At 36.3% G+C, this 16,709-nt stretch carries 15 protein-coding genes and 1 pseudogene; 7 read left to right on the top strand and 9 right to left on the bottom strand.

Annotated features, from left to right (window positions below; translation table 11 throughout):
• Positions 1 to 74 precede the first annotated feature (74 nt).
• Positions 75 to 1,763 carry a GGDEF domain-containing protein gene (locus C9J40_RS16145; RefSeq protein WP_107247429.1) on the top strand — a complete coding sequence of 563 codons (1,689 nt, stop codon included), beginning with the start codon at positions 75 to 77 and terminating at the stop codon, positions 1,761 to 1,763.
• Positions 1,764 to 1,814: 51 nt separating this feature from the next.
• Here the strand turns inward: C9J40_RS16145 and C9J40_RS16140 are convergent, their stop codons facing one another.
• Positions 1,815 to 2,324 carry a hypothetical protein gene (locus C9J40_RS16140; protein WP_107207916.1) on the bottom strand — a complete coding sequence of 170 codons (510 nt, stop codon included), beginning with the start codon at positions 2,322 to 2,324 and terminating at the stop codon, positions 1,815 to 1,817.
• A gap of 533 nt (positions 2,325 to 2,857) precedes the next feature.
• Between C9J40_RS16140 and C9J40_RS16135 the strand changes: the two genes are divergently transcribed.
• Positions 2,858 to 3,766 carry an SPOR domain-containing protein gene (locus C9J40_RS16135; protein ID WP_107247428.1) on the top strand — a complete coding sequence of 303 codons (909 nt, stop codon included), beginning with the start codon at positions 2,858 to 2,860 and terminating at the stop codon, positions 3,764 to 3,766.
• Positions 3,767 to 4,074: 308 nt separating this feature from the next.
• Positions 4,075 to 5,070 carry a D-alanine--D-alanine ligase gene (locus C9J40_RS16130; protein ID WP_107247427.1) on the top strand — a complete coding sequence of 332 codons (996 nt, stop codon included), beginning with the start codon at positions 4,075 to 4,077 and terminating at the stop codon, positions 5,068 to 5,070.
• An 87-nt stretch (positions 5,071 to 5,157) separates the two neighbouring features.
• Here C9J40_RS16130 and C9J40_RS16125 read toward each other — a convergent pair whose 3' ends face one another.
• Positions 5,158 to 6,126, bottom strand: coding sequence for a tyrosine-type recombinase/integrase (locus C9J40_RS16125; RefSeq protein ID WP_107247426.1), 969 nt, complete (start codon positions 6,124 to 6,126; stop codon positions 5,158 to 5,160).
• Between the two features lie 212 nt (positions 6,127 to 6,338).
• Between C9J40_RS16125 and C9J40_RS16120 the strand changes: the two genes are divergently transcribed.
• Positions 6,339 to 6,698, top strand: coding sequence for a DUF3319 domain-containing protein (locus tag C9J40_RS16120; protein WP_107207923.1), 360 nt, complete (start codon positions 6,339 to 6,341; stop codon positions 6,696 to 6,698).
• A gap of 68 nt (positions 6,699 to 6,766) precedes the next feature.
• On the opposite strand, the gene C9J40_RS16115 is transcribed toward C9J40_RS16120, so the two are convergent.
• Together C9J40_RS16115 and C9J40_RS16110 are read right to left on the bottom strand one after the other, a co-directional pair.
• On the bottom strand, positions 6,767 to 7,279 hold the full coding sequence (locus C9J40_RS16115; protein ID WP_107207925.1) for a RimK/LysX family protein: 513 nt from the start codon (positions 7,277 to 7,279) through the stop codon (positions 6,767 to 6,769).
• An 85-nt stretch (positions 7,280 to 7,364) separates the two neighbouring features.
• On the bottom strand, positions 7,365 to 7,991 hold the full coding sequence (locus tag C9J40_RS16110; protein WP_107247425.1) for an HAD family phosphatase: 627 nt from the start codon (positions 7,989 to 7,991) through the stop codon (positions 7,365 to 7,367).
• A gap of 121 nt (positions 7,992 to 8,112) precedes the next feature.
• On the opposite strand from C9J40_RS16110, the gene yciH reads away from it, so the two are divergent.
• Positions 8,113 to 8,436 carry a stress response translation initiation inhibitor YciH gene (yciH, locus tag C9J40_RS16105; RefSeq protein ID WP_107207928.1) on the top strand — a complete coding sequence of 108 codons (324 nt, stop codon included), beginning with the start codon at positions 8,113 to 8,115 and terminating at the stop codon, positions 8,434 to 8,436.
• Positions 8,437 to 8,559: 123 nt separating this feature from the next.
• On the opposite strand, the gene C9J40_RS16100 is transcribed toward yciH, so the two are convergent.
• Positions 8,560 to 9,873: a hypothetical protein gene (locus C9J40_RS16100; RefSeq protein ID WP_107247424.1), complete on the bottom strand. Its 1,314-nt coding sequence runs from the start codon at positions 9,871 to 9,873 to the stop codon at positions 8,560 to 8,562.
• 232 nt (positions 9,874 to 10,105) lie between these two features.
• On the opposite strand from C9J40_RS16100, the gene dtpA reads away from it, so the two are divergent.
• Positions 10,106 to 11,557 carry a dipeptide/tripeptide permease DtpA gene (dtpA, locus tag C9J40_RS16095; protein WP_107207931.1) on the top strand — a complete coding sequence of 484 codons (1,452 nt, stop codon included), beginning with the start codon at positions 10,106 to 10,108 and terminating at the stop codon, positions 11,555 to 11,557.
• 4 nt (positions 11,558 to 11,561) lie between these two features.
• On the opposite strand, the gene C9J40_RS16090 is transcribed toward dtpA, so the two are convergent.
• From C9J40_RS16090 to C9J40_RS16075, 4 genes and pseudogenes are all read right to left on the bottom strand, one after another.
• Positions 11,562 to 12,503 (bottom strand): patatin family protein, encoded by a 942-nt coding sequence (locus C9J40_RS16090; RefSeq protein WP_107247423.1) that lies wholly within the window; start codon positions 12,501 to 12,503, stop codon positions 11,562 to 11,564.
• A gap of 62 nt (positions 12,504 to 12,565) precedes the next feature.
• The gene (gene cfa, locus C9J40_RS16085; RefSeq protein WP_107247422.1) at positions 12,566 to 13,708 is read right to left on the bottom strand and encodes a cyclopropane fatty acyl phospholipid synthase; all 1,143 of its coding nucleotides are present in this window, start codon (positions 13,706 to 13,708) and stop codon (positions 12,566 to 12,568) included.
• 469 nt (positions 13,709 to 14,177) lie between these two features.
• A complete protein-coding gene (locus tag C9J40_RS16080) occupies positions 14,178 to 15,068 on the bottom strand; it encodes a fructose bisphosphate aldolase (RefSeq protein ID WP_107247421.1) in 891 nt (296 codons plus the stop codon).
• Between the two features lie 113 nt (positions 15,069 to 15,181).
• A pseudogene (locus C9J40_RS16075) lies at positions 15,182 to 15,748 on the bottom strand (FAD-binding domain-containing protein); the annotation flags it as partial.
• 306 nt (positions 15,749 to 16,054) lie between these two features.
• Between C9J40_RS16075 and C9J40_RS16070 the strand changes: the two are divergent.
• Positions 16,055 to 16,360, top strand: a complete 306-nt coding sequence (locus tag C9J40_RS16070) for a DUF6482 family protein (protein ID WP_107247462.1) — start codon at positions 16,055 to 16,057, stop codon at positions 16,358 to 16,360.
• Positions 16,361 to 16,709: the final 349 nt, after the last annotated feature.

Here is a 16,709-nt window from a genome sequence, read left to right as displayed (position 1 = left end):
TACAGTTTCTTTTTGGAGTATTTTTAACTGTTGAATTATTATTCATTAATATAGAACAAGAAAGAATAATAAATATGCTATCTAAATTTACATTCCACTATCAGCCCAGATATATCAACGGCGAAATCTCATCTTATGAAGCGCTATTATGTGCTGCCGAACAATCGATTAATATTCAAAACTATGTCAATGCTGTAGAAGATACTGTGAATTTTGATCTCATGGTTATTCGTCAGGTACTTGAGCAACGTGGAGTTAATCACTGTGCGTCAAAGATAAGAATTGCGATTAATATTTCAATTAACAGTTTGATTAACTTTGAGTTTATTAAACAATGTAAAGAAATCTTCGCTGTTGAGAAAAATGTTATATTAGAATTAACGAACCATGATAAGTGTCATGATTTTCGTCAAATTCAAGCGGCAATTGCTGAATTAAAAGCCGTTGGTGTGAATTTTGCGCTGGATGATTACGGTAAAGGCTATATCAATAGTGAGATGTTGATTCATCTTGATGTCGATTACATTAAATTAGATAGAAAATTAATTGAGAATATAGATCAAAGTTATGTCGCCTATTCGTTAGTAAGAACAACTTATGAAAAAATAGCTAAAGTTCTAGGTAAAAGAATTATTGTTGAAGGAATAGAAACCTTTGAACAGTTGAATTTGCTAAAGCAGTTTGGAGAGATGGAATACCAAGGTTTCTATTTTTCCAAACCGTTACATGTAGATAAATTGCAACCTACAAAGTCCTTGTCAGTTAATGAAAAAGGGCAAAAGTCTTTATGTTTAGCACTTGATCAGGCGATTTATGAACTTAATCGTTCTAAAAGCCCACTAGAAGCCAGAGCGGCGATAGAAAAGTTAACTCAAATTGATCACTATAATATTATCGGTGTGAGTCCCAATAGTTTTGATGTTTATGCAGAGCAACAAAGGATCAACGAGAATTATAAAGAGATCTTAGAAAACTGTAATAGTGCACCTTCTTTACTGATGTCATCACTGATTAGTACCTGTGATGCATTTGTCATTATTCGTGATAATAACGGTAATGCGATTTATAACAATCAAAAGCATATTGATTACCTTAATATGGATTTAGTTGATGTACCTGTTGATGAGGTATGCAGAATATTTCCTGATTACCGTACTTGCTTAGCGCTAGATCAAGAATTACTTAATGGTAATAGTTGTTTCATTACATCAAATGAAACCGTAGAAACAGACAATGGTAGTCAGTTTTTTCAGACTTATCGCCAAAAGTTAACCCACTTTGGCCAAGACTTTGTGATTTGTAGTGTCTATGAAGATAACGGTAATATCTCGATTGATAATTTAACGGGTTGCTTTCAAAAAGATTACTTAGAATCAAGCTATGTTAAACATAGCCAACAATTAGTGTTTATTGATCTAGATGGTTTTAAACCTATTAATGACTCGTACGGACATAGTAAAGGCGATGAGGTTCTACGTGATTTTGCTTACACTTTGAAAACTATGTTACGTGCGAATGATGTCATGATTCGTTTTGGCGGCGATGAATTTATATTACTGTTCGATAGTCTATACGTTGATGTTGTAAGTAAAAGAATGGAAAAAATACGTACTAGTATTGAAGAGTATTTTTCAGCTCAAGAACTATATCTGAGCTTTTCATATGGTATTAGCACCTTAGATGATGGTGTTAAAGCTGCACTCAACATTGCAGATCAGAATATGTATGAACAGAAACATATTCGAAAGTTGGCTAAGCAGTAATAAAAAAGAGATCGCTATGATCTCTTGTTATCATCAATAAAATGTCATTGCTTAAACTTGATAACGTGTTTTATCACCAATATCAAAATGTAAAGGCATACGCCACTTACTAAATGCAGCTACGCCTAATAAGATTGCGCCAAGCATTGCACACGCAATAACGCCGGCGGGAACATTAAAGATAAAACAGAACCAAAAGCCAGCTAATACAATAGGAGTAAGCAGCAATGCTTTAATTTGAAAACAAAAGTATTCTTTGACGGAGAGTGCGCTAAACACAAATAAAGCAGCACCTAATGCTAACGGTTGCCATAAACCAGCAATTAGCCAAATAGCAGCAAATAAACCAGCCCCTTGAATTAACCAGCGGAAGCGTTTGTCATAAATGTGGACGGTTGTTGAAGCTAATAAAGCCACAATAATTAAGAATGGCGTTGCTGGTATCGTTTCGTAGCCAATAATAGCCATGATAAGTGCAGCAATCGTTAGTGCAGAACGGTAAAGCACAACAGTGAGCTTATCTAATACATCAAGTTCACATTTAATATGGGGATCAGCCATATCTACTCCAAAATAAAACACAATACAAAATAATAACGTCAGTTTACTGAATGAGGATGCTGACTTAAATAACTATTTAGTCAATATAGCTTTTCATTGACCTGCTTTAAAAAAATACCTTTCATGAGAAAAAATATCGATGCTTAAAATGAATATATACGTTTTGACTCAGGTATATCTGACGGTATGAGTGCTACTGAAACCGATGTTGAATTACACTTAAATCTGAAGAACTTATTTGATATTGAGTACTTTGGCGGTGGTGGAAAAACAAATACAAATGTAGCTGGTGATCGAGAGTAAAGGCTAGGCATCAATGCAACATTATAATCAACTGAACCTTATTAATTCTTTTTATCGCTAACATTTCGCTCTGTATAATGCAGGGGGCTTTTTTCCTTTTTAGCGTGACCTTTAAAACAATTACTTAATAAAGAATCTATTAATAGAAGGTTACTGTTGATTGGTGAATAAAGGCACGGCAGAATATCATTAATGTAGTTGCTACACTTTCGTTAGGTCTGAATCCAATCATGAAAAAAATATTTACTATCAGTATGCTAGCTGCACTTACTGGCTGTATGTCTACACCGCAAACTCAAGCACCGGTTGAAACAATTAATCAATCTAATGCAGAACAAACAATAAAACCTATCGATACCGTAGCGGAAGTCGATCCAAGTGTTGTGTCTGAACCTTTATATTTATCCAGTGAATCTGTCGCTATTAGTGAAAAACAACTCCCAACAGAAACAACACCTGCTGTTGTACCAACAACAACTGAAACCCCAAATACGCAGACGACAGCAATAGAGCCTGAGAAAAATGTTGCACAAACGGATAATTCAGAGGCTCAAGAATCTAATGATATGGTTGATATCGTGGGTGAAGACCATCAAGTATCAGCCCAACGTGTTGCTGAAAATACTCAGAACAAAAATGTAGTCGAGGCAACACCACAAGCAGCAGCGAATGTAGCGACAGCAGCAACAACGGCTGAACAAGCGCCAGAGATGGCGGTTGAAAGCACACCAGAACCTGAAGCTGTAAATGAACAAGCGACAGAAGCCACGCCAAATACACAGCCAATCGATGAAACACAAAACGCGATTGATAAAGAGACGACGACAGAAGAAGCGGCAGTAGGGGAGAAAACCACAGCCGTTAAAGGGTTCAGTATTCAACTGTTAGCCATGCGTGAAACAAATGAATTTAAACCTTATTTAAGTCAGTTACCCACCGATCAACCCGCATGGCTCAATGATAAGATGATCAATGGTAGTAGTGTCTATACCTTGTTATATGGTCATTACAAGGATTATGAAACTGCAAAAGCAGCACTGGCAGCTATGCCTCAAAAAGTGGTTCAATCTGGCGCATTTGTTCGTAACCTCGCAGATATTGAAGCAACACAATATCCAACATTACAACGTATTCGTTAAGCATTTCACATAACAGATTATATTGATGAAAAGTCATTTATTACGGTAAATGACTTTTTTATTGCCGTAAGTCCAGTAGATACATGTAAGCACGGTGTTAGAAGCGTTGATTTACTAAGCAAGTAACGAGTCAAATTTAAAATAAATCACGATTCACGATAGCAGAGGGTGCACAGTATCGATTTTTTTGATTACTATGTTATTCACACAGACTTTGACGATTTTGCATTGGTTCTATTTGTATCAAAGTTATTAATTATTTTCACGTTAGCGACATCTAAAGCTAGCGGCGTTTACAAGGGATGATGATGAGCTCTATCCATGTTTTATTATTATGCGGCGGCGGTAGTGCTGAGCATGAAGTTTCTCTCGTATCAGCAAACTTTATTGAAGAGCAACTAAAAACGATCAGCGGTGTTACTTATACTCGAGTAGAGATGACTAAAAATGACGGCTGGTTAGACGCTGAAAATCGTTCTTGTGAGTTAAATTTAGACAAAACATTGATTGTTGGCGATCAAGAAATAGTGATCGATTATGTCATTCCTTGTGTTCATGGTTTCCCAGGTGAAACGGGCGATCTGCAATCTTTACTGACAATCGCTGGTCTACCTTTCTTAGGGTGTGGAGCAGAAGCAAGCACAAATTGCTTTAATAAGATCACAACTAAACTGTGGTTTGATGCACTAAACATCCCTAACACGCCTTATATTTTCCTAAGTGAAAACAACCAAGAAGCACATCAAGAAGCGCTTGAAGCATTTAAAAAGTGGGGTAAGGTCTTTGTTAAAGCGGCTTGTCAGGGATCTTCAGTTGGTTGTTACTGCGTAACGACTGAACAAGAACTAACAGATGCTGTTAACAATGCGTTTGGTTACTCTGATCAAGTACTTATTGAAAAAGCGATTCGTCCACGTGAACTGGAAATTGCTGCTTACCAATACGGTGACGAGCTAGTGATCACCAAGCCGGGTGAAGTATCTTGCCCAACTGATAAATTCTACAGCTACGAAGAAAAATACAGCGCTGATAGTGTATCAACCACCATGGTTGAAGCAGAGAACTTAACGGAAGAGCAGATTGAAGCGATCCGCACTTATGCTCGTAAAGCGTTTGTACAAATGAAGCTAAAAGATCTTTCTCGTATTGATTTCTTCCTAAGTGAAGACAACGAAATCCTACTGAATGAAATCAATACCTTCCCAGGAATGACGCCAATTTCTATGTTCCCGAAAATGCTAGAGCATCACGGACATAAATTTGCTGAGTTCATCGAACAAGCAATTAAGAGCGCAGCAAAGTAATCATCGCCACGTTTAGCTAAATATAAAATAAAGCCCGTATAGATGTTTATGAACAAATTTACGGGCTTTTTGCTGGTGGATGTGAAGTTATTTATCGCTGTTTTTCTTAGCGAATTTTTTTAATTCATTATCACGTTTACCACGTTGGCCAATATATTGTGCGGGCATAGCTGGGCTTCGCCAACGTCCCTGATGCTGAATTTGACTAATAGATAGACCAGAATCGGCTAAATCTTGGCTTGCACCAACACGGGGTGATTGTCCTGAGAAAATGACATCAGCAGGTAAATCCAACTCTTGGCTTGCACGGCGGAAAACACGGTAAATTGATGAGTGATCCAGTGGTTTATCGCCAATGTTACTGTGTCTATCAATACGTCTAAATACAAAGCTGTCCATAATCATGCCGAGTGTTAACCAGCGTTGAACCGCTTTAGAGGCTAAATCGCTAAGGGCAATAATCTGATCGTTTACAGTGATATTGATTAAGCCCGAATCTTCTATTTCAATATGATTTATTGTCAGTGCTGCGACTTCTGAACGTTTTAACATTGCCTCAAAGGTAATAGCCCAAATGGCCATATCGCGGACATCTTTGGGTTTTGTTGATAGGGCAAAGATATCAAGTAATGCCTGTAAATGATTATCTCTAAAGCCTTGTGCATGGGTGTAGTCATCATGTTTATCTAACCGCTGCTTATGCATTGCGAGCTTAATTTCTTGGCTTTGACATGGATTAGCTAGGGCATGACATTTATGAATAAGTCCTATAGTGACAATGTAACGTTTTAGGCTAGCTAATTTACGTGACTCTGCCATTTTTTCGATAAAACGATGCACTGTTTCGACTGTTGCAGGTAATGCTGATACCTTATTCTTTTCACAGAACATTAAAAAGTGGTTCCAGTCATTTTTAAACGCCACCAAGGTATTTTTAGCGTAACTATGGTGGGTAAGTGATTGCCAAATAGCAATGTTATCTGCCACTTGTTTAAACTGAGTAATACTTTTGGCACGTTTTACATCACAATCAATAATTGGAATTTTTTTCGCCATTACTTAACACCTAGCGCACTATAACTTTATATCTAGAGTAAATTATAACACTATATATTGAACAAAGTATGCAAACTTTAAATAAACCGCTTTAGTAGCATTAAAATACTAGTCATCAATAAAACATCATGCTTAAATTACAGAGCATTTATTAACAAATGGTAACCTTGTTATCATGATGTTGGACTTAAAGTAAGACAAGGATCAACAGTATGAAAAAACGGATTTTTCACCGTGGATATACTATTGAAAATACAACGGGCGTTACCAATGAATGGAAATCAGCAATTAAAGGTAACCCTATCAGCGGCACACTGACTGAAATTAAAAAAAGTGTTGATTGGTGGTTGGACATGAGTACATTCATTCATCCTCAGAAGTTCTCATCTCAATCCTCAAAGCCCGTTTCCCAAGGTTCATCTGAGAACTATCGTGGTTTTATCATACGTAATGATACGGGTAAGCCTAACGAATGGTATTTGCTTTTAAGAGGACAGTTATTAAAGGGTAATGCGACATCCATTAAGCAATACCTTGATAAAGTCATTGAGAAACAATCTAAAGCGCAATAAACGACAAAGCCTGCTAATTCAGCAGGCTTTGTTTTAATCGTTATGACTTACTCTTTGTTTTTTATTATCTAATCGTCAGCATCTTCTTTTGTAACATCAACAAGGTAATCACCTTCTAGCCAGTTACGTCCAATTAAGAGTTTGTATTCTAATTTACTACGATCACGTAAGTTAACAGGAATTGCTTTGTTCTGACCGTTCCAAATCAGATCCATGACAACGGCATAACGACGCTCGACACCTTGCGCATTACGAATTTTACTTACTTTAATAATTTTAGCGGTGTGCGTGACTTCTTGACCAAGCTCATTCTCAGTTGTGAAAGTAATCTTGCGTCCTAAATTATTATGCATACCTTGCTTACTGTCGTCGTTCTCAGTTTTTCCGTCGATTTTGATATTGTAAGCATTGATAGATGTTGTGTTAGCTCCTGTATCTATACGGGCTTTATAATTAATACCAAGATCTTTTACTTTGATCGTTTCAACGGGGCCCACAATGGATTTTCCATCACATTGTGGTGTAGCAAAAGTTGTTCCTGAGGCAAGCAAAAGCACCGCAGAGATAAAAATGTTTTTCACACATACTCCTGAAACAAATAATATATCTATTTACTGATAATAGACTGGATACACCATTATTGGTTCAAGTGATTGTTAAAATTCATTAAAAAGCTTGGATTTCAGGGCTAAACATTGCAAGTACTTCTTCTATTTCTCTTATACAGTCTTGCGTTGGTGTAAAATGCACCGTATTAAACCCGAGTGATTTAGCTGTTTCGATATTAGGATAATGATCATCAATAAAGAGACATTCATGGGGATTAAGATGATAACGTTGACACAAAAGATGAAAGATTTCAGGCTCTGGCTTCATAGTTAGCTCTTTTCCTGAAACAACACCACCGTCAAAAAATGAAATAAAATGATGCTTTTCGTACAAGGTTTCAAAAAAAGCACTACACATATTGGTTAGGTAGTAGGTAGGGTAGTTTTTATCTAGAATTCTAAAAAATAATGCCTCAGTTTCTGGTATTTTTTCCAAACTTAATTGGATATGGTTAATGAAATCCTCCATCCTTTGGCATGAAATTCCTGTCCTTGCTGAAAATTTAGGTATTTCCTCTGCTAGTAGCATAGTCCCACGATCAAGCGCTAACCAATCAGGATGGGCGAGTACTTGTTTCATTAGGATATTTTGCTCATCTATAGATTGAGTAAAAGTATCTACTATTTTCTGTGGATCCCACTCAAATAACACTGCACCAAAATCAAATATAACATTCCGAATCATAAGCTGTTCCGTTTAGTGTTCTTTTCTTGATAATATTAGCTTAAAGCGAATTAGCAAGATTCATATGTGAACTTGAAAGCTTATTCACAATAACCACGTAAACAATGAGACTAATTGCACAATGAATGATAACAGTCGTTTAGTTTTCTCAACCGAAACTGGTCGAATTAAAGAAGAAACTGTAGCACCCGTTCGCCCAAAAGGTGATGGTATTGTCCGTATTCAGCGTGAAACTAAAGGTCGTAAAGGCAAGGGAGTTTCTATTGTCACGGGCTTAGATGTTGAGGACACCCAACTAAAGTTAATTGCTGCCGAATTGAAGAAAGTATGTGGCTGTGGTGGTTCAGTAAAAGATGGAAAAATTGAAATTCAAGGCGATAAGCGTGATGTAATTAAAGCGCACCTTGAGAAAAAAGGTCACACAGTAAAATTAGCTGGCGGTTAAGTCAGCAATATAGAAAAGAGGCCATTAAGCGGCCTCTTTTGCTTTGAAATGAGTTATATTTTTAACGCTCTGAATTTTAATTGAAAAGGCTACAAAGCAGCCTGTTGTAGTGAGTACATCATGTCACTCTGGGCAGCCTGCATCAATCATTGCTTGAATATGTGTACCGTAGAACGAATCGTCTCCAACCCAACCCGCAGGATCGGGAGAAATAGCTGTGCCAGGCATGGTTTGATTAGCTGCACTTCTTAGCACTGTGTTGCAATAATCAAAGGAGATACCACCTATCTCATGGCAACTCGCACATGCACCATCGCCAAGTTCAGCAAAGGCAGGGGGATTTGTCCAGCCTTGTGCAGAGATCGGCTGATAGCGAACATTAGGATCAATGTCGTAATCATCAGAAATATCAATTGGCGTGTCGGGGTGAATTAAGAAAACATTCTTACCTCTATGGCAGTTAGTACAGTTTTCAGCGAGGTTATCACCATTTTGAATATCCGAAATTTTAAACGTTAAATCTTCACCACCTGTAATTCTTCCGCCTGTTTCTTTACTGATATTATCCCAAAAACACGCTTTACCTGTGGTTTTACTTTGGCAAATGATGCCAAGAAATTGTATATATTCACTGCCTGAAGCCCCTAAACTCCAGCGAGGTAGTGCCATACAGGTTCCTGCAACACTAGGATCTTCATAGGCATAAACTTCAGTTCTTCGGCTAGCAAGAAAATCAGTGGTTGCTGTACCTTGGTGTACCCATAAATCAGAGCCCCAATCGGGTGGAATAGGGACATTATTTTCACGGCAAGTCGCAGCATAATCGTCAGTCGTTTCTGGTGGGATCAATATAATATGCGTTAACCAAGAGCGTTGATTTAGAAACTCAAATAGCCAACTGTAATCACCTAAGCGTGAAATAGGGAACAGATGATGTGTCTGTTTACGGAACAAGCGAAAAGAAGAAAGGTATTTATCTTGTGTCTCTTTATCTGCACTGCTTAACATCGCATCAATCATGCTGTTGGAAAATAAGACCTTATCGACCTCATTTTTTTCGTCGAGGTCTTCAAAAGCCTTATAGGCTTCGTTAAATGTATTTTGCTGTTCCTCTGTCAAAATAGGTAATACATCATCAACTAATGCGTCTTGCATAGATAAAACCTGATCTTTATCTAGCGTTAACTCATTACCTACCGCGTCATACAACTTATCGTAATAACCGCTTGAGATATCACTGATCAAAAATTTAGGCTCAGGATCATCAGTAGGTTCAGTTTCGTTCTCTGGTGTGCTGGGAAGTTGTTCATCAAGGGGAGGGAGATCAGCCGTTGGTGTATCAACTTCAGTTGTATTTGTTGTGTCATCAGAGCTTCCTCCTCCACATCCTGTGTAGGCTAAAGAAGCTAATAACACAAAAAGTATCGTGTACTTCATCAATCATTCCTGTACTTATTGTACGTAAAATCAATTACAGAAAGGATAGTGAGCAATAAATAATCACAAATCGCATAATTAAGAATTGAGGTATAGAAGCAAGAATGTTCTATAGTGAAGGTGTCATATATAAATAAAATTTAAAATAATGCCGCAACATAAAAAGCGCTTACTAAGTAAAATACTATGTTGGAACGGTTACTGAAAATGCATAAAAATAAAGAGAATAGACATGTCAGAACTTAATGTTTTTAAACAACCCAAGCCGTTTTATCTCATTTTTTCCATCGAGTTTTGGGAACGTTTTGGTTTTTATGGCATGCAAGCCATCCTTACCGTTTACTTGGTCGATGTGCTTGCCATGTCAGAAGCCGAGTCATTTACCTTATTTGGCGCATTTTCAGCATTGGTGTTTGGCTCTATTGCTATTGGTGGCTGGGTTGGTGATAAAATTATAGGTACAAAACGCACCATCGTATTGGGTGCAATTGTGCTTATGTTAGGGTATGCACTACTGGGTATTTCAGCGTCAGGCGAATTTAATAGCAAGGAACTGATTTATATTGCGATGGGGTTTATTACTATTGGTAATGGCCTATTTAAAGCGAATCCATCCAGCTTATTAGCTAAAGTTTATGAAAAAAATGATCCACGATTAGATGGTGCTTTCACCATGTATTATATGGCGATTAACCTCGGCTCATTTATCTCTACATTACTTACCCCATGGATATCTGAGCATCTAGGTTATGGAATCGCATTTGGTGTAAGCTCAATTGGTTTATTGATCACCATCGCTAATTTTCTTGTTAGCCGTCGATTAGTAAAGAACATTGGTTCTCAACCAGACAAAGAGCCAGTTAATTACGGTAAGTATTTTATCGTTGTTATAGGAACTATTCTATTAGCGTTTGTGAGTGCATTTTTGTTGCAACATATCTTTTATGCTCACCTGATCCTTGCCGTTGTGGGTGTCACCATTGTTACCTTATATTTCAAAGAAGCATTACAAACGACAGGATTAGAGCGCGCAAAGATGATGGTTGCGTTTGTACTTATGCTACAAGGAATCGTCTTCTTTGTTCTGTATTTTCAAATGCCAACGTCGTTAAATTTTTTCGCTATACACAACATTCACCATAAGATCTTTGGTATCGAAGTACAGCCAGAGCAATTTCAAGCACTCAGTCCATTTTGGATCATGATCTGTAGCCCTATACTCGCCATGGTATATAACAAAACGCGCGAAAACTTTTCCATGCCCTATAAGTTTGCTTTAGGTATGGTGTTATGTAGTTGTGCATTTCTTATATTAACCTTAGGCAGCCATTATGCAGATGCTAACGGTATAATGAGCTCAAATTGGTTAATACTTAGCTACTTATTGCAATCTCTTGGTGAGCTATTAGTTTCAGGATTAGGGCTTGCGATGATAGCCCAATTAGTGCCACAACGGATGATGGGATTTGCCATGGGGATGTGGTTTTTAACATCAGCAACTGCAGCGGTTATTGCAGGGTGGGTGGCAACATTAACAGCCGCACCTAAAGGGGTAACCGATCCACATACAACGCTAGAAATTTATGGTGTAGTGTTTAAAGAAATCGGCGTTATCACGGGTATTATTGCCATAATCACATTGATGATGGCACCTAAACTCACTCGTGTTATACAAGGTAAATAACCCGTTACGCGATTTTACAACATGTACAATGGCAATAAGACATCATAGTCTTAAGGAAATATATTCCCAAATGTTTACCATGTTCATAATCGTGATTTAATGAAGTTATATGACTACCAATAAGTTTAGATTTCAAAGGCTTATGCGGGAAGATTTCATAAATATTAACATCATCAGGAGGGTTGGCAATAAAGTGTTCACTCTCGCTATAGCTTTTCTCGTGTAATAACAGCATATCAATTAATGTTGCTGCTTTAGTTTTTGATAAGCCTGCTTTTACTTTATGTAACCATTCATGATTCGCGCTAAGGCCAATAGGGTTAGTGCGAATAACAACAATGTTTTTAAAACCACGGTTATAGGCTTCTTTAGCTGGAATTGGAGCATTAAGGCCACCATCAACCCAATAATGATTATCAGAATAAATAGGTTGACGGTTTAATACAGGAATAGCACAAGAGGCTTTTAAGCGTTGATCCCATGAGTCAGAATTTAAATCAAAAAATCCCGCTTGATGGTGATCAATACCTGAAGCACTAGCAAGCACCGTTTTATTTTGCATATTACGGCGACCCGTTTCCCAGTCTAACTTTAATGTGGTTTGGGTTTGTTCTAATAACCAATCCAAATCCATACCACCTCGATTTGAAAACAGTTTGGTATAGCTAAAAAACTTCTTCTTTGTGGTGATTTCTGTGATCACACGATAAGCATGTTTTTTTTGTTCACAGATATATGAGGCAAGATTTAATGAACCAGCAGAAGTACCAATTAATAACGAAAATGGATTAAACTCATGCTCAAGAAACGCATCTAAAACACCTGCAGTAAAAATACCTCGTTGGCCTCCGCCTTCAGTAACAAGTGCGATATCTGAAATATTTTTTTTGGTAGCACAAAGAGCTTCAAAATTATTACGACAATATGAGATATGTTTTCCAGTCATGGTTAAATCCATTTTAGTTAAAAAATACCGATAATTTTAACCTAAAAATTATCGGTAACTGTTTACGCAGCACGAACATGTAATGGTAATTCACAACCATTTTTTGTTAATGAAAATTGTAATAGGTTTAAATCACGACTTCTAAATGCACCAGCACAACTTAATAAATAATAACGCCACATACGATAGAAACGGTCGTTATATTGATCAGATATTTTATGCCAGTTACGTTCAAAGTTTTCACACCATGCCATTAATGTCTGATCATAATCAGGACCAAAGTTATGAATATCTTCAATATTCATTTTTCCTTCAAGCGCACTGCTTAATTGTGTAATAGATGGAACAACACCATTAGGAAAAATATATTTATTAATCCACGGGTCAGTTTGATTCACTGATACTGGGCTACCAATAGTATGTAAAAGGAAAATACCATTATCTTTTAAAAAACGATTAGCGCAATTAAAAAACTCGGTATAATTTTCAGGACCTACGTGTTCAATCATGCCTATAGAAACAATGCGATCATATTGTTGAACTGGCTGATACTCACGGTAATCTTCTAAAATAATTCTTACAGCTAGCCCTTTATTATCTGCAATATTTTGACCTAGTTTCATTTGCTCTTGGGATAACGTTAATCCATCACAAATAACACCATATTTTTCAGCAGCATAGTTCATAAAACTAGACCAACCACAACCAATGTCTAACAAGCGCATACCTGGTTTCAAATCCAGCTTTCGACAAATTAATTCCATTTTATTTTCTTGAGCTTCGTTTAGATTCTTTGCTCCTTTCCAATATGCGCATGTATAAGCCATACGATCATCTAACATATTAGCATATAAATCGTTACCAATATCATAATGGAAAGGAACATCTTCTTTTACACGAGATACAGATTGATGATTGATGAGATTTTTTAGTTTAGATACGCCAATTTTAGCTGCTATTTTAAATTTATCTGTGCTTGAAAGTTTTTCTTCAATATTTGAACGTAATAATTTGCTTATTAGAATATCAATTCTTTGGCAATCCCATAGGTGATCCATATACCCTTCACCAAAGGCAATAGTTCCTTGAGATAAAATATTATCGAAAAGCTTATCGTCGTTAACGATAATATCCCACGGACGGTCACCATTAATTTTAATGTCAGCTTGATTTAAAAGATTAGAAAAAAGTTCTTTATTAGGCATAACAGACCCTGATTATTATTGATAATATACAATGATTTTTAATAATGTATGTGATTTATTTTTTAATTCTCAGGAATAGTATCAAACATATATTTTTATAAAATTCAAAATAGATGAAAGTGATATTAAGATTTACTAAAAATAATAAAGTATTAAACCGACATACATTTAAATACGAATTGTTCTTAAGTTAGAAGTATTATATCGCGGATGTTTTTTTCTGTATTTAGAGTTAAAGACACAAAAAAACTAAATACAGACATGGGGCGTGAATAATTTTACTGTGATGTTGGGGAGTTAAAATTAAAAAAACAACGGGTAAGGAAATCAGAATCTATTTTTTACAAAGTAGAAATAGAAAGTGATTAAGAAGGATCAAAAAAACGGCGATCAAACATGTTGATCGCCGTGGCAGTAATTAATTCCAACATAACTTAACCATGAGCAGCTAAGTTATTTACTTACAAACTTAGGTGCGGGAAGCTTGATAAATAGGTTCGATTGTTTCTGCCAAAGCAGCATCAAACTCAGATTGAGGCTGATCTGCATATAAATCATCGGTAAGTACACGAGAGAAACTTGCAATAATACCGTTGTTTTCAGATAACTTTTCACACGCTTTCATAAGTGGAAAACCACCTGATAAAGCAACCACTCTAATTACATTAGGGTGTGAGATCGTATCAGCGTATAAATTAGGTTGCTCTGGAAGTGTGAGTTTTAGCATAACGTAATGGCTAGGGTGTAAATTATCTAATTGAGACATTAACTCACGATTTAAGATAATTTCAGCCTGCGCTTTTTCTGGGCTATCAATACTCACTTCAGGCTCAATAATAGGCACTAAACCAGCATTGATAATTTGTTGAGCAAATAGAATTTGCTGTGCAACCACATCTCTAATACCTTGTTCATTGGCTTCCCAAATCACAGAGCGCATTTTAGTGCCGAATACATCTTTAGCTTTTGCTTTAGCTAAGAGTTGATCTAGCTCAGGCATTGGTTTCATTAATTGTACGCCATTAGCTTTATCTTCTAAGCCTTTATCGACTTTTAAAAAGGGAACAACACCTTTTTCTTCCCATAAATATTGTGAAGTTGGTTTGCCTTCAATTTCACGGTCTAACGTATTTTCAAATAAAATAGCACCGATAATACGATCACTAGTGAAGACTGGGCTTGTAATAATACGAGAGCGCATGGCATGAACAAGATCATACATCTGTTCGTCATTATTGTAGTCTGATTCATTAATACCATAAGCTTTTAATGCTTTAGGTGTGCTGCCGCCACTTTGGTCAAGTGCTGCAATGAAACCATCTTGAGTACGCATTTTTTCTAGTTGTTTTGAAAATGTCATCATAATTCCCCCTGGGACTACTTGTGATTCAGTGCCACATGCTTCAGCGTTTCTACAGATTTATTATCTTTCTAACTTGTTACAAACTATAACGAATAATTCTATTGCTGAATTTATAACTTATGACAATTAAAAGCTAAAAACAGCCACTGCGTGTTTTTAGTTCTTACATGTCGGTTAAGTATCGCATTTACCTCTGATTTAACATCATAACGGGCTCGCCATCCCCATAAACGTTCTCTCGCTTTTATGGAACTGCGAGCCAGATCAATAATGGGGGAAAGATAACGGCTGTTGTTATCTAGTTGGTACATCACAACTTCTAATTCTGTAAGCGTCCAAGGTTCAAATAACAAAGGAACGGGGATATTTGCTAATTCAGGTATCCATTTATGGATAAACTCACCATCAGGATCATGTTCTTGTGCCTGTTTAGTCGGGTTATAAATACGAATAGTGTTAATACCTGTGACACCAGCTTGCATTTGGAATTGGCTGTAATGAATAGCGGGGTAGAAATATAAAAACAATTGGGCAAGGTGAGTGACATCGTCATGCCAGTCAATATTTAAGTGGTGGGTAAGAAAGTTAACAAGCATTGAACGCATTCTGAAATTGATATAGCCGGTGTGATACAAACATCGCCTGCAAGCATCTATAAGAAGGATCCCAGTATTGCCGTGAAAGATAAAGACTTGGCTATTTACACAGCAAACTGATGGTTCATATTTTCCAATGATTGGCCGATAAATCGCAATAAGCCACACACATTTACTTTTTTCATCAATCTAGAGTACTTGTATGATTAAAACAATGTATACCCAAGCGACTTTAATATGCCTGATTCAGAACTAAGGTCGTCTCGCTGAACACTGCATCTTGAGGTTGCTTGGGTATATAACATTACGAAGTAAATAATCTTTTTTCTTACTTGGTACGTAACAGTCATTACACTTAATGTTTAAAACAAAGAGAAGAGACACATGATGACGATGCCACTAAGTAAACTAGAAAAATTCTTTTACATTGATAAATTGGTTGTTCATTCGTTAGATTTATCATTGTATCAAGTATCAGTGGTTATAGATGAACAAGAGCATTACATTACTAATGAAAAAGGTGATTACATCAAAGCGATTTCTATATTAGAAATACAAAAAATATGCAGGAAATTAAAAGTAAAAACCTGGGTGCTTAGGCAACAAAGTGCTTACGATGAAATGATAGGTATGCCAAATGGCAAACAAGATAATACGTTAGAAGTTCCATTAAGCAATAATAAACTTTATTAAATTACTGAGTATAATAAATGAGGTGGTTTTCTTGTCATTTTAATCACTATCAATAAATGACAACAAAACGATAATCAATATATTTAAATATAAACAGAGCCATTCATAAGGTGAATGATTGTGTGATAAATAGCTGCATATTTCTGTAAATAAAATCGAATTATTGCTAAATAATCAATGTATACTATTCATAGTGATGACTAATAGCTTATTTTTCAAAAATAAAAAGTTAGTAATATCTAATATCTGTTTTTATAACTGTCTATTCTCTATAGAATCAAAGTCATAATACTAACTATCGAAAAAAGCAATATCTTGCTTATTAAGTTGCAATAATAAGCGATTATAT

Source organism: Photobacterium sp. GB-72 (genome assembly GCF_003026095.1).
Taxonomy (GTDB): domain Bacteria; phylum Pseudomonadota; class Gammaproteobacteria; order Enterobacterales; family Vibrionaceae; genus Photobacterium.
The sequence above is the reverse complement of the archived record's forward strand: the minus strand, read 5'-3'. Positions and strand labels throughout refer to the sequence as shown.